This is a genomic window from Streptomyces sp. B6B3 (genome assembly GCF_039871525.1).
Classification (GTDB): Bacteria; Actinomycetota; Actinomycetes; order Streptomycetales; family Streptomycetaceae; genus Streptomyces.
The window spans coordinates 139,013-152,683 of record NZ_JBDPLU010000018.1; the positions used below are offsets into that span (position 1 = coordinate 139,013).

Genomic DNA, 13,671 nt, shown 5'->3' on the forward strand with positions numbered 1-13,671 from the left:
GTCAATGACATGAGAACTCTGCTCGGCGGCCGCGCCAGCGCGCGCCGCGTGCCGACGACCACCCAGGTGGCACAGACCGAATGCGGCCTGTGCTGCTGTGTCTCCCTGCTGCGGTACCACGGCCGCGCCGAGGACGTGTCCAGCGCGCGCCGCGACATGGACGCCGGGCGGGACGGGCTGAGCGCCGAACAGCTCGTCCGCTTCCTGCGCCTGCGCGGCATGGAGGTGAAGCTGTACCGCGCCCGGAACGTGCGGGCGCTGGCCCGTTTCACGGAGCCCGTCATCCTCTACTGGGAGAACCACCACTTCGTCGTCCTGGAGGACTTCGACGGCCGGCGCGCGGTCGTCATGGACCCGGCGGTCGGCCGGCGGCGGCTCGACGCGGCCGAACTGGCGGCCGGTTTCGGGGGAGTGGCCATCCACGCCGTGCCGGGCCCCGGATTCCTGCGAGTGCGGCGCCGGTTCCTGGAGGAGTGGCGGCGCGTGCCGCTCTTCGCGGAGGGCGCGCGCGGCCGCCTCGCCCTGGTGGGGCTGCTCTCCTGCAGCGGCTACGCCACCGTGCTCGGCATCCCGGTGCTGACCCAGTGGGCCGTCGACCGGTACGCCCGCTGGTACGGGGCGGCCGATCTGGCGTTCGTGGTCTCCCTGGTGGCCGCGGTCGCCGCCGCCTACTTCGCCGTCCAGCTCGTCAGGACGATCGTCCTGTCGTCGGTGGTGGCGCTCCTGGGCGAGCATCTGATGACCCACACCTTCGGCAGACTGCTCGCGCTGCCCTACGCGTTCTTCGGCACCCGACCACCGGGCGAGCTCCTGTACCGGCTCGGCAGCGTCAACATGGTGCGGGACCTGCTGTCCACCCGGGTGGCCCAGGGCATCCTCGACCTGGGCACGCTGGTCTTCCTCTCCGGCTATCTGCTCACCGTGGAGTGGCGCCTCGGGCTCCTCGTGATGGCGCTGTTCCTGCTCAACGCCGCCTATCTGGTGGCGACCCGCACCCGGGTGGCCGAGGCGGTCGACGCGGAGATCAGCCAGCTGAGCAAGAGCCAGTCGACCCAGCTCGACGCGATCGTCTCCATCCCGACCATCAAGATGGGCGGCTACGCCCAGCAGTTCCTGGCCAACTGGGGAACGGTGTACGCCGCCTCGCTCGACGCGATGCGGACCCGGATGCGGCTCCAGCAGGGCTGGATCGCCGGGGTCACCGGCACCACCCAGATGTTCGGTCCGATCCTGATGCTGCTGGCGGGCCTGCACCTGGTCAGCCGCGGGCAGGTGTCCATCGGCGCGGCCATCGCCGTCCAGGCCGCCTCGGCCACCTACTTCGCGCTGGCCAGCTCGGTCTTCCGGACCTGGACCGAGTTCGCCGAGGCGTCCCGGCACATGGCCCGGCTGAACGACATCAACGACACCCCGCCCGAGTCCGCCGGCGGCTCCCTGACCCGCCTGCCGTCGACGGCCATCCGCCTGGAGCACGTCAGCTTCCGCTACACCCGGGACGGCGAGGACGTCGTCCGGGACGTCTCGCTGGACATCGACGCCGGCTCCCGCGTCGCCCTCGTCGGCGCCTCCGGATCCGGCAAGAGCACCCTGGGCCGGATCATCTGCGGCCTGTACGAACCGTCCGGCGGAACGGTCAGGTTCGGCGGCCGGGACCTGCGCGAGTACCAACGTGACGCGCTGCGGCGGCAGATCGGCTACATCCCGCAGGAGGTGCACCTGCACAACCGCACCATCCTGGAGAACCTGACCCTGGGCGCCGACCTCTCGCCCGGGGAGGTGCGGGAGTTCTGCGACCGCGCCGGCATCCTCGACTTCGTCGACGACCTGCCCATGGGGCTCAACACCCTGGTGTCGGAGATGGGCGTCAACTTCTCCGGCGGCCAGCGCCAGCGGCTCGCCATCGTCCGGGCGCTCCTGCGGCGTCCCTCGATCCTCCTCCTCGACGAGGCGACCGCCGCGCTCGACACCGTCAACGAACGGCGGGTGGCGCGGATCACCGAGGAACTGGGCGTGACCCAGGTGATCATCGCGCACCGCCTGGCGACCATCAGGTCCGCCGACCGCATCCACGTGCTCCACCGCGGCCGCGTCGTCGAGCAGGGCAGCCACACCGAGCTGCTCAGGAACGGCCCCGTCTACCGCGACCTGTACCTGGACCATCACCCCGAAGCCCTGGTGGGAGGCGAATGACAGTGACCACACCGACCACACCGACCACACCGACCACACCGAGCGCACCACGTGTGTCGCTCACGGCGTTTCTTCCGTTCTACCGGCACCTCGTGGCCGAGCACACCGTACGGGCCGCCGTGCGCGCCGCCGCCGCACCCGTCGTGCACCCCGACCGGCTCGACGAGGTGCTCGACTCCCTCCACGACGCGCTGACCCGCGCCGTGGAGGGACACGCCTACCGCATGCTGATCGGCGCGTTCCACGACTTCCGCGGCAGGTTCGGACTGCCCGCGTCCGCCGACAGCGACGAGGCCCTCCGGCGGTTCTCCCGGACCCTGGAGGACCCGGCCGCGTGCCGCCGGATCCTCGCCGACCACCCCGTGTTCGCCGAGCGGGTCGGGACGGTCCTGCGCGACTCGCTGGCCGCGTACGCCGAGGTGTTCCGGGCGTACGCGGCCGACCTGCCCGCCCTGCGGGCCACCGGGCTGCTGCCCGCCGGCGAGGACGAGCGGCTGAGGTCCGTCTCCCTCGCCGGCTCCGACCTGCACAACGAGAGCCGGCAGGTCGTCGGCGTGCGGCTGGCCGGCGGCACCCGGCTGGTCTTCAAGCCGCGCCCGCTGACTCCCGACACGTTCGTCCGGGACCTGTACGCCGCGGCCGACCCGTACCTGCGGCACTCGCTGCGCGCGTGCCTGCCCGCGTCGGTCACCCGCGGCGGCCACGGGTGGCAGCAGTTCGTCGTCCCCGAGCCCATGGCCGCACCCGAACAGGCCGCCCGCTACTTCTACCGGTTCGGCGCGCTCTGCGCCGTCTTCGGGGCCATCGGCGCCTGCGACCTGCACCACGAGAACCTCATCGCGCGCGGCGAGCACCCCTGCGTGGTGGACACCGAGACGGTGCTGCGCCCCGACCCGCACGGCGCCGCCGACACCCTGCCCACCGCGCTGGTGGAGCGCCTCCAGCTCTCCGTCGCCACCACGATGCTGGTCCCCATGACCAACCCGGCGCCCCATGTCGACGTGCTGATGGCCGGCGTCGGCATCGCCGAACAGCAGTCCTCCGACATGCGACGGCCGGTCATCCGCCACGCCGGCACCGACGCCCTCGCCGTCGGCTGGGACACCGTCACCTACCAGCACGGGGGCAACGTGCCGCGGCTCGGCGAGGCGCCGCTGCGCGTCACCGACCACTACGCCGACGTGCGCGCCGGATACCTCGACGCGCTCGCGTTCGTCCGCGGCGACGGCCCGGGCAAGGTGCTCGACGCCCACCCCGACCTTCCCGTCCGCTGCCTGATCCGGTCGACCTCGGTCTACAGCCGGTACCTCGACGCCGCCACCCACCCGGCCTACCTGACCAGGGCCGAGGAGGCCGACCGGCTCTTCCGGCTGATGGACAGCTTCCCCGACCACATCCCGGCCGAGGCCGCCGGCTTCATCGGCACGGCGGAGCGTGCCTCGCTCGCCGTCGGCAACGTCCCGTACTTCACCACCCGCGCCGGCAGCCGGGAGATCGCGACGGCGCACGCCGGCTGCGCGGACGTCTACCGCCGGGCGCCCCTGGAGTTCGCCCGCGCGGGCGTCGCGGTCAACGCCGCGTGCAGCGACCGCGCCCACCAGTTCCTGCTGGAGGAGACCCTCGGCGAACTCGTCGGCGAGGAGCGTCCCGAGGGCCTCTCCGCGCAGAGCGTCTTCAGCGGGGACGGCCTCCGGATCGCCTCCGCCGGCACCTGGTGGCGTTCCGTCGCGGCCACGCTCGCGGACCTCGGGACCACGGTTGAGGGCCCCGCGGGCCCGGAGACCGGCTGGATCTGCGGCGTCGGCCCCGGCGACACGCCCACCCTCGCCCCGGGGAACTTCGTCGGCTTCCACGATGCGGGCGGCATCGTCACGTTCCTCGAACGGGCCGCGCGGCACGACCCCGCGCTGCGGACCGCGTACCGGAGCGCCTGGCGCGGCCTCGGGACGCTGCTGGCCGAGTACCGCGAAGGGCTGGCGCAGGCGCCCGAGTCGGTGTTCTCGGGCACCGCGTCCCGGCTGCTGTCGGCGCCGTCCCTGGTGACCGCGGACTGGCTGACCGGGCTGCTCGACACGATCGACGCACGGGCGGCGGCGGGCGAGGCGGGCCGCGACCTTTCCATGGGGCCGGCGGGACCGCTGATGGTCCTGCTCGCCCGGGCCGAGTCCGGCGCGCCGGGCGCGCGGTGCGACGAGGCGCGGCTGGTCCGGCTGCGCGATCTGGTCGTCGCCGGGCTCGGCGGGGCGCCCGCGGCCGAGTGGTGGGACGTGGCCCACGGAGAGCTGGGGCTGCGCTGGGCCTGCGCCCGCGCCGGGCGGGTGCTCGGCGATCCACGGCTGGTGCGGGAGTCGGCGGACTGGCTGCTGGCCAGGCTGGCCGAGAACCCTCCGGAGGACATGCGGCCGCCGCGGGCCGGCTGGTGCAAGGGCGCGGCCGGCCTCCTGCTGGCCTCGGCGGAGATCCTTAACGCCGCGGGACGCCGGGACCGGTTGGCCGGCGACTGGCTGGGGACCCTGCTGGCCCTGGCCACCCGGCTGCCCGACGAGGGGCCGGTGGACCTGTCCGTCTGCCACGGCACCAGCGGCGTGGTCCAGTCGCTGCTGGCCACCGCTCATCTCGTCGACGACGCCTCGCTGTCCGACCTGGCGCGGGCGTACCAGGAGCGCGTCCTCGGGGTGGCCAGGACCCGCGGCTTCCACACCGGGGTCGCGGGCCGCTCGTCCCTGCTGGGCTACCTGCTCGGCTGGGCCGGCGTCGGCGACACCGACGTGCTGCTGCACGCGTCCGCCGCGGGCCCGCCCTCCGCCGTGCCGGTCGCCCTGGCGGGCTGACCTGGCTGACCGGGCGGGTCGGGGTGGGTGGTCCAGCGCCCGGTCAGAACCAGCGGGGCAGCGCGGGCAGTGGCGCCGGGGCGGTGAGGCCGCCGGTGCCCCGGCCGGTCAGCCAGCGGACCAGGTCGGCCATGGTGCCGGTGACGGTCAACGGGTCGCGGCCCTGGGTGGTGAGCGCGTCGTCGCGGTCGGTCGGGGCGAGCACGAGCGCCGGCGCGTCCTCGCCGCGGCGCCGCCAGGCCGCCAGCACGTCGGCCGCCAGCCGGTCCAGCATCGCGGGCGGCACATCGCGGAACGTGCCGCCGTTGCCGAGGTCGACGGCGTGCACCCACACCTCGCGCGCCCGCATCCACGCCGTCTCGCGCGCCGGAACGGTGCGCCCCTGTGCGGTCCTGATCTCGGCGTCCCAGGCGGCCGGCGGCAGGTCGCGCCATTCGACGTTCAGGTGCACCTCCGCGTGGGCGACGAGGTGACGCAGCGCGCGGGCGGGCAACGAGGCGCCCTCGGCGATCTCGGCGGCGCGTCGTTCGGGCGTGGCGTACATCGGGGTGACCACGCCCGTCCTGGCCCAGGCGCAGAGCCGGGTCAGGGCGCGGGCGTTGTAGCCGACATGCGCGGTCAGGGCGCGGCGGTCCCAGCCGGGCAGCAGGCTCGGCCCGTCCAGGCCCTCGGGTCCCGCGTCGGCCAGTTCACCGAGCTTCCTGGCGAAGTAGGCGGTGCCGGTCCTGGCCCAGAACAGCTCGGCGTGTGGGGCGTTGGGCGCGTCCTCGCGGGCGCCGCGGCCCTGGCGGGCGCGCAGCTCCGCGCGCGCCCGCGCCAGGTACTCGCCGGTGGTGGCTTCCGTCATCGCCCGTCCGCCAGCACGAGGTTGGTCAGGGTGCCCAGGCCCTCGATGGTGGTGGTGACGGTCTGCCCGTCGCCCAGGTACCGCGGGGGCTTACGGGCGTGGCCGACGCCGCCCGGCGTGCCGGTCGCGATGACGTCGCCGGGCCGGAGGGTGAGGATGGTGGAGGCGTAGGCGACGAGTTCGGCCGGGTCGAAGACGAGGTCGCCGGTGCCGGCGCGCTGCACCTCCTCGCCGTTCACCAGGGTGATGAGGTCGGCGCCTGGCTGCCACTCGTCGGGCGTGACGAGCTGCGGGCCGAACGGGGTGGTGGCCTCGAACGTCTTGCCCTGCAGCCACTGCGGGCTGCGGTACTGCCAGTCCCTGGCGGTGATGTCGTTGAGCACCGCGTATCCGGCGATGGCGGCACGCGCCTCGGTGGGTCCGGCCCGACGCACGGCACTCCCGATGACGATGGCCAGCTCGCCCTCCCAGTCCAGCTTCTCGGTCTCGGCGGGCAGCCGGATGGCGTCGCGCGCGCCGATCAGCGCCTCCGGGTACTTGGCGAAGAGCGTCGGGAACTCGGGCAGGTCGCGGCCCATCTCCAGGATGTGGTTCCGGTAGTTGAGGCCGACGCAGAGGATCTTGCCGGGCGTGGGCACGACGGGCGCCAGGTCCGCGCCGGCCAGCGGCACGGTGGCGCCCTCGACCGCGCGGGCGGCGGCGCCGAGGCCGCCGTCGCGCAGCAGGGCGCCGACGTCGGGGTGGCCGAGGAGGACGGCGCTCTCCCCGTCCACCCGGGCGGCCTCGGTGCTGCCGTCGGCCAGCCGGATCGTCGCCAGTCTCATCGGGATTCTCCTTGGGGTGCGTGTGCTGCCGGTTGTGCTGCCGGTTGTGCTGTCGCGGTCTCGTCGGGCGTTTCGATGTGGGTGCGGGCGAAGTGCAGGCGTTCCATCACCGGCGCGTCGGAGAAGCGGAACAGGTCGAAGCCGCCCTCGGCCCGCAGCGACCAGGGCACCCAGGACGGCACGGTGAACAGGTCGCCGGCGCGCAGTGCGTGCCGCTGCCCGGCGAGCGTGACGGAGCCCTCGCCGTCGAACACCTGGAAGACGCTGGAGCCGACCTCGCGGCGGGTGGCGGTCGCGGTGCCGGGGCGCAGCCGGTGGAACTCGGCGCGGATCGTCGGCATCACGTCGCCGCCGGTGGTGGGGTTGACGTAGCGGACGGCGGCGTGGCCCTGTTCGACGGTGGCCGGCTGGCCCTCCTCCTCCAGCAGCAGCTGGTCGGTGAGCGCCCGGTCGGTGTGCTCCCAGCGGTAGGCGGCGATCGGCGAGGACACCGTGTCGCGCAGGCCGCTGAGCGGGCGCAGCCCGGGGTGGCCCCAGAGGCGTTCGGAGCGGGAGAGGTTCGGCGTGGCGTAGTCGGTGACGCGGTCCGAGCCGAACTCGAAGAAGCCGGTGTCGGCGTAGTGCGAGAACGGGATGTCCAGGCCGTCGAGCCAGGCCATGGGCTGGTCGGTCTCGTTGTGGTGGCCGTGGAAGTGCCAGCCGGGGGTGAGCAGCAGGTCGCCGCGGCTCATCCGGACGGGGTCGCCGTTGACCACGGTCCACACCCCCTCGCCTTCGACGACGAAGCGGAACGCGTTCTGCGCGTGCCGGTGTTCGGGGGCGGTCTCCTTCGGGCCGAGGTACTGGATGGCGGCCCACAGGGTGGGGGTGGCGTACGCGGCGCCGCCCAGGCCCGGGTTGGCCAGGGCGATGGCGCGGCGCTCGCCGCCGCGTCCCACGGGCACCAGGTCCCCGGCGCGTTGGGCGAGCCGGTACAGGGAGCGCCAACGCCACACGTGCGCGGCGGCGCGGGGCGCGGGCGTCAGCGGCATCAGGTCGTCGCGCTGGGTCCACAGCGGGGTGAGGTGCTCGGCCGCGAAGCCGTCGTGGAGCTCGCGCAGTTCGGGGCCGTCGTCGCCGGTCATCTGGTTGTGTCCGGACACGGCGTTCTCGGATGCGGCGTTCTCGGATGCGGCATTGTCGGATGCCGTGGTGCTCATGCGGGGGTCACCTCCTGGGCGGGGCGGTGGCCGCGCTTGGCGCGCTGCACCAGCTCGTAGACGCGGGTGCGAAGCTCGTGGAAGCGCGGGTCGTTGCGGGTGGTGAGCTGGTCGCGCTCGTCGGGCAGGTCCACGACGACGTCCTCCAGGACGACCGTGGGCCGGGAGGACAGCACCAGGACGCGCTGGCCCAGGTAGATGGCCTCGTCGATGTCGTGGGTGACGAACAGCAGCGTGATGCCGAGGCGGGTCCACAGGGCGCGGACCAGGTCCTCCAGGTCGGCGCGGGTCTGCGCGTCCACGGCGGCGAACGGCTCGTCCATGAGCAGGATGCGCGGCTCGTACGCCACGGCGCGGGCGATGGCGACCCGCTGCTGCATGCCGCCGGAGAGCTGCCACGGATACGAGCCCGGCACGTCGGCCAGCCCGACGGCCGCCAGCGACTCGGCGACCAGCCGCCGGCGTTCGGCCCTGGCGACGCCCTTCTCGCGCAGCGGCAGCTCGACGTTCTGCGCGACGGTCAGCCAGGGGAAGAGGCTGCGGGCGTAGTCCTGGAAGACGACGGCCATGCCCTCGGGCGGTCCCGCCACCGGCCGGTCCTGCAGCACCACCTCGCCCGAGGTCGGCGGCAGCAGCCCGGCGATGCAGCGCAGCAGCGTGGTCTTGCCGGCGCCGGACGGGCCGACGATGCAGAGCATCTCGCCAGAGCTGGTGTCGAACGTCAGGTCGCGCACGGCCTCGGTGGCGCCGCCGCCGGAGCCGTAGACCTTGCGCAGGGCGCGCACGCGGAGCAGTTCGCCGGTGGCGGCGCCCGTCGTGGTGCCCGTGGTGGTGGGGGCGGTCATCGGTTACCTCCTCGTTGCGCCTGGCGCTGCCCGCGGTACCAGGCCAGGACGGCGCGCTCGACGGCGCGGAAGATCAGGGACAGCAGCAGCCCGACCAGCCCGAGCAGGATGATCCCGGTCCACATCTCGGGCAGGGCGAAGCCACGCTGGAACTGCACGATGGAGAAGCCGAGGCCGTTGTTGGCGGCGAACATCTCCGAGATGACCATCAGCACGATCGCGATGGACAGGGCCTGCCGGGCGCCGGTGACGATCTGCGGGCTGGCGCCGCGCAGCACCACGGTGCGCAGCCGGGTCAGCGGGCGCAGCCGGTAGACGCGGGCGGTGTCGCGGAGCAGGCCGTCGATGCCGCGCACGCCCTCGACGGTGTTGAGCAGGACCGGCCAGACGGCTCCGGAGGCGATGACGACGACCTTCATCGTGGTGTCGATGCCGAGGAAGAGCATGAGGATCGGCACCAGCACCGGCGGCGGGATGGCCCGGAAGAACTCCAGCACCGGCTCGGCGAGCGCGCGTAGCGAGGGCCAGGTGCCGATGAGGATGCCGAGGGCGACGCCGAGCACCAGCGCCAGCGCGTAGCCGGCGGCCAGCCGGCCCAGCGAGGGCAGCACGTCGTCGACGAGCCGGCCGTCGAACCAGGTCGGGCCGAACTCGGACAGGATCTCGCTGAGCGGCGGGAAGAAGAGGTTGTCCGCGCTCTCGGAGACGATCCACCAGGCGGCGACCAGCACGGCCGGCAGGCCGAACACCAGCGCCAGCCGCCTGCCGTAGCGGCCGAACCGGGCGGCGGGCGCCGCGCCGGGCGCCGGGGAGCGGGGCGTTGGGGCGGCGGCCGCGGGCGCGCTGGGGGCGCCGGGGGCGCTGAGCGATGCCATCAGACGGCCTCCTCTTGTCGGACGGAGGGATGCCAGTGCAGCACCCGGCGTTCGAGCAGCCGGGCCAGCAGGTTGACCGTCACGCCGAGCAGGCCGGTGACGATGACCAGGGCGTACATGGGCGCGACCGCGCCGGAGGACTGGGCGACGGCGATGAGCCGCCCCAGCCCCGGCGTGCCGATGATCAGCTCGCCGGTGATGGTGAGGATCAGCGCCACGCTCGCGGCCAGCCGGAAGCCGGTCACGGCGTACGGCAGGGTGGTGGGCCACACCACGCGCAGGGCCCGGGTGCGGTGCCGGAAGCGGAACGACCTGGCGGTGTCCCTGGCCACCGGATCGACGTCCCCGACGCCGGCGAGCACCTGCATCAGGACCTGCCAGAAGGCGGAGTAGACGACGAGGATCAGCGTGGCCTCCCGGCCCGTGCCGTACAGCAGCACGGCCAGCGGGATGAGCGCCACGGCCGGGATGGGCCGCAGGAACTCGATGGTCGAGGTGGTGGCGTCGCGCAGCGCGGGCACCGAGCCGATGACCATGCCGGCCGCGGTCCCGGCGGCGAAGGCGAGCGCCAGCCCGGTGCCCCAGGTCCGCAGGGTGTCGCCCAGCGCCTGCCAGAACTCGCCGGTGCCCGCGCTGTCCCCGAGGGCGCCGGCCATCTCGGAGAACGGCGGCAGGTAGCGGTCGTCGACCAGGCCGGCGCGCGGGACGAGCTCCAGCAGGACCAGGAACGCGGCCACGCCACCGAGCCCGAGCAGCACCTTGCGCATCACTCGTCTCCTCTGCCGGGCGTGGACCGTGGGGTGGCGATCAGGGAATCCACATCGATCTCCTCGTCGGTGAAGCCGCTGGCGAGCATCCGGTCGGCGACGAACCGCAGCGAGTCCGGGTCCACGCGGTCGCGGTAGGAGGGCAGCACCATCGCGTCGGCGAGGGCCGGGTCCATCTCCTCCAGCTCCGGCAGCGCCGCCCGGAACTCCTCCGGATGCTCGGTGACGAACGCGGCCACGTCGGCCACGGCCTCGCGGAAGGCCGCGGCCTTCTCGGGGTTCTCCGCCAGGAAGTCCTCGGTCGTCAGGAAGCAGCCGACCTGCAGGCCCTCGCGCGCCTCGGCGTAGGGCCGCAGCACCGGGCGCAGGCCCTGCTGCTGGCCGATGGACAGGAACGGCTCGATGACCCAGGCGGCGTCCACCCGCCCGCTCTGCACGGCGGGCAGCATCTGCGGGAAGCCGATCTCGGTGAAGTCGATGTCCGAGGTGTCCACGCCCTGCTCCTGGAGGGCGGCGACGATGCTGATGTCGCCGATGTTCTGGAGCGTGTTGACGGCGATCGAGGCGCCGGCCAGGTCCTCGGGCCCGTCGATGCCGGAGCCCTCGGAGACCACGACGGCGGAGAAGTCGCGTTCCGGGTCCTCGGTGGCGAAGGTGCCGGGCGCGATGATCCGCACCGGCAGGCCCTGGTGGCCGGCGAGCAGGCCGCTGACGACGTTCGACCCGGCGACGTCGAGATTGCCGCCGACCAGGGCCGGGACGGCCGCGGCGCCGCCGGCGGAGGCGTCGATCTCCAGCCGGATGCCGTGCTCGGCGAAGATGCCCTGTTCCTCGCCGAAGCGGAGGAACGCCGCCGGCATCCCGTCGGTCTCGCCGACCCGGACCACGTCGGTGCCGTCGGTGCCGGAGTCGCCGCCGGCCGCCGCACCGCATCCCGTGGCGCCGAACAGCACCGCGGCGAGCACCGCGCTCAGTGCGGCAGCGCCGCTCGCCCGAAACATCATCGTTGTCCCTTCGCTGTCGGCCCGGGTGTGTGCAACGTAGGTGGCCGGCGCCAGGGCGGGGGATTCCGGTCAATGAAATTCTTCCATGACGAATCTTGTGTGCAGGCGGATCGCGGGGTCCGAGCGTTCCCTACTGTCAGAGCACTGATAGCGCCACTCCGCAGCTTCCACTAGCGTTCCGTAGACAAGAATCGAGGGCAGCACCTATGACAGCGCAGACGAACGTCGTCATCGCGGGCGCGGGAGTCGGGGGCCTGACTCTCGCGCTGGAACTCCACCAGGCCGGCATCCCCTGCCGCGTCCTGGAGGCGGCGCCGCGCCTCGAACCGGTCGGCGCCGGCATCAACCTCCTGCCGCACGCCATGCGCGTCCTGGACGACCTCGGCGTCGAGGACCGCCTGGCCGCGGCGGGCGTCGAGACGCGGGAGGCGGTGTTCTTCAACCGCTTCGGCCAGCTCGTCTACCGCGAGCCGCTCGGCCGGCACGCCGGATACGACCGCCCGCAGCTCTCGCTGCACCGCGCCGACGTGCAGCTGACCCTGCTCGACGTGGTGCGGGAGCGGCTCGGCGAGGACGCGGTCGCGCTGGGGCGGCGGGTGCTGTCCGCCGAGGACGCGGGCGACCACGTGCGGGTGACGGTTGCGGACGCCGCGACCGGCACCGTCACCGAGGAGCGCGCCACCGTCGTCGTCGGCTGCGACGGCATCCATTCGGCGCTCCGCGCGCGGCTGTACCCGGACGAGGGCGAGCCGCGGTACTCCGGCGTCACGATGTGGCGCGGCGTGACGCCGTGGGAGCCGTTCCTCAGCGGCGCCAGCATGGTGCGGGCCGGCTGGCTTGCCTCCGGGAAGATGGTGATCTACCCGGTGCGCGACCGCGTGGACGCCGCGGGACGCCAGCTCGTCAACTGGGTCGCCGAGGTCGAACGCCCCCGCTCGCCCCGCCGCGACTGGAACCGCGCCGGACGGCTGGAGGACTTCGTCGACGTCTTCGCGGACTGGCGCTTCGACTGGCTCGACGTGCCCGCCCTGATCCGTGGCGCGGAGACGATCCTGGAGTACCCCATGGTCGACCAGGACCCGCTGCCGCGCTGGACCTTCGGCGGCGTGACGCTGCTCGGCGACGCCGCCCACCCGATGGTGCCGCGCGGTTCGAACGGCGCCGGGCAGGCGATCCTGGACGCCCACGCCCTGCGGGTGGCGCTCGCGGAGTCCGCCGATCCGCGCCGGGCGCTGCTGCGCTACGAGGCCGAGCGGCTGCCCGCCACCACCTCGGTCGTCGAGACCAACCGGATACGGCCGCCGGATACGATCCTCAAGGAGGTGTACGAACGGACCGGCGACCGTCCGTTCGCACGCGTCGAGGATGTCATCAGCACGGAGGAGATGGCCGAGATCTCCCGCAGCTACCAGAGGGTCGCCGCCTATGACCGAGACCGCGTCAACCGAACCCCGTGAGCCCGGGGCCGAGCCGGATCACGGCTGGGGCGCCGCCCCGCCGTACTCCCTGGGCTCGGTCGACAACGCCCTGCGGCTGATCCGCGCCCTCGACGAGCACGGCGAGCTGCGCGTCTACGAGGCGGCCGAACTGCTGGGCGTGGCCCGTTCGACCGCCCACCGGCTGCTGTCCACGTTGGCCTTCCGCGGCTTCGCCGAGCAGCGCGACGGCAGCCACGTCTACCGTCCGGGACCGGCCCTGGCCGAGGCGGGCCTGCGGGCGATCTCCCGCCTCGACCTGCGCCAGGTCGCCCGCCCGCAGCTGCGCACCCTGTCCGAGGAGACCGGGGAGACGGTCCACCTGGTGGTGCTGGAGGGCAACGGCGCGCGGTTCGTCGACGGTGTGGAGAGCACCCAGCCGCTGCGGGTGGGCCTGCGTATCGGCATGGTGCTGCCGGCGCACGCCACGGCCGCCGGCAAGGCGATACTGGCGGCGCTGCCGCCCGAGCAGGTGCGCGACCTGTATCCGAGGGGCGTGCAGGCGCTCACCGGACGCACGCTGCGAACGCTGGAGGACATCCAGCGCCACCTGACCGGGGTGGCCCGCGCCGGCCACGCCACCAACCACCGGGAGAGCGCCGACGACGTGGCGGCCGTGGGCGTGGTGATCCGCAACCCCGCGCGGGCCCCGGTCGCCGCCCTCGCCGTGGCCGCCCCGGCCGAACGCCTCCAGCCCGCGCGCATCCCGTTGATCGCCATCCGCATGCACCGCACCAGCCACGCCATCACCGACGCGATGACGCCCCCGCTGGCGCCCACCGATCGGAACCGGTGAGCTGAGCGGGGGCGTCTG

At 73.8% G+C, this 13,671-nt stretch carries 11 protein-coding genes; 4 read left to right on the forward strand and 7 right to left on the reverse strand.

Annotated elements, in window-relative coordinates:
- The first annotated feature begins 9 nt into the window (after nt 1-9).
- Both ABGB06_RS29755 and ABGB06_RS29760 read left to right on the forward strand, forming a co-directional pair.
- Nucleotides 10-2,190: a peptidase domain-containing ABC transporter gene (locus tag ABGB06_RS29755; RefSeq protein ID WP_347595056.1), complete on the forward strand. Its 2,181-nt coding sequence runs from the start codon at nt 10-12 to the stop codon at nt 2,188-2,190.
- A gap of 92 nt (nt 2,191-2,282) precedes the next feature.
- Nucleotides 2,283-5,021: a DUF4135 domain-containing protein gene (locus tag ABGB06_RS29760; RefSeq protein ID WP_347595059.1), complete on the forward strand. Its 2,739-nt coding sequence runs from the start codon at nt 2,283-2,285 to the stop codon at nt 5,019-5,021.
- Nucleotides 5,022-5,064: 43 nt separating this feature from the next.
- On the opposite strand, the gene ABGB06_RS29765 is transcribed toward ABGB06_RS29760, so the two are convergent.
- From ABGB06_RS29765 to ABGB06_RS29795, 7 genes are all read right to left on the reverse strand, one after another.
- Nucleotides 5,065-5,868 (reverse strand): maleylpyruvate isomerase family mycothiol-dependent enzyme, encoded by an 804-nt coding sequence (locus ABGB06_RS29765; protein ID WP_347595061.1) that lies wholly within the window; start codon nt 5,866-5,868, stop codon nt 5,065-5,067.
- A complete protein-coding gene (locus ABGB06_RS29770) occupies nt 5,865-6,692 on the reverse strand; it encodes a fumarylacetoacetate hydrolase family protein (protein ID WP_347595064.1) in 828 nt (275 codons plus the stop codon). The genes ABGB06_RS29765 and ABGB06_RS29770 overlap by 4 nt, the downstream gene beginning before the upstream one ends.
- On the reverse strand, nt 6,689-7,816 hold the full coding sequence (locus tag ABGB06_RS29775; protein ID WP_347595259.1) for a cupin domain-containing protein: 1,128 nt from the start codon (nt 7,814-7,816) through the stop codon (nt 6,689-6,691). Before ABGB06_RS29775 ends, ABGB06_RS29770 begins: the two co-directional genes overlap by 4 nt.
- 71 nt (nt 7,817-7,887) lie before the next feature.
- A complete protein-coding gene (locus ABGB06_RS29780; protein ID WP_347595067.1) occupies nt 7,888-8,736 on the reverse strand; it encodes an ABC transporter ATP-binding protein in 849 nt (282 codons plus the stop codon).
- A complete protein-coding gene (locus tag ABGB06_RS29785; RefSeq protein WP_347595070.1) occupies nt 8,733-9,611 on the reverse strand; it encodes an ABC transporter permease in 879 nt (292 codons plus the stop codon). Before ABGB06_RS29785 ends, ABGB06_RS29780 begins: the two co-directional genes overlap by 4 nt.
- Complete coding sequence (locus ABGB06_RS29790) at nt 9,611-10,378, reverse strand: ABC transporter permease (protein ID WP_347595073.1); 768 nt, start codon at nt 10,376-10,378, stop codon at nt 9,611-9,613. Before ABGB06_RS29790 ends, ABGB06_RS29785 begins: the two co-directional genes overlap by 1 nt.
- The gene (locus tag ABGB06_RS29795; RefSeq protein ID WP_347595076.1) at nt 10,378-11,382 is read right to left on the reverse strand and encodes an ABC transporter substrate-binding protein; all 1,005 of its coding nucleotides are present in this window, start codon (nt 11,380-11,382) and stop codon (nt 10,378-10,380) included. The genes ABGB06_RS29790 and ABGB06_RS29795 overlap by 1 nt, the downstream gene beginning before the upstream one ends.
- Nucleotides 11,383-11,588: 206 nt before the next feature.
- Between ABGB06_RS29795 and ABGB06_RS29800 the strand changes: the two genes are divergently transcribed.
- Nucleotides 11,589-12,839 carry a flavin-dependent oxidoreductase gene (locus tag ABGB06_RS29800; protein WP_347595079.1) on the forward strand — a complete coding sequence of 417 codons (1,251 nt, stop codon included), beginning with the start codon at nt 11,589-11,591 and terminating at the stop codon, nt 12,837-12,839.
- A complete protein-coding gene (locus ABGB06_RS29805) occupies nt 12,808-13,653 on the forward strand; it encodes an IclR family transcriptional regulator (RefSeq protein ID WP_347595082.1) in 846 nt (281 codons plus the stop codon). The genes ABGB06_RS29800 and ABGB06_RS29805 overlap by 32 nt, the downstream gene beginning before the upstream one ends.
- The last annotated feature ends 18 nt before the right edge of the window (nt 13,654-13,671 follow it).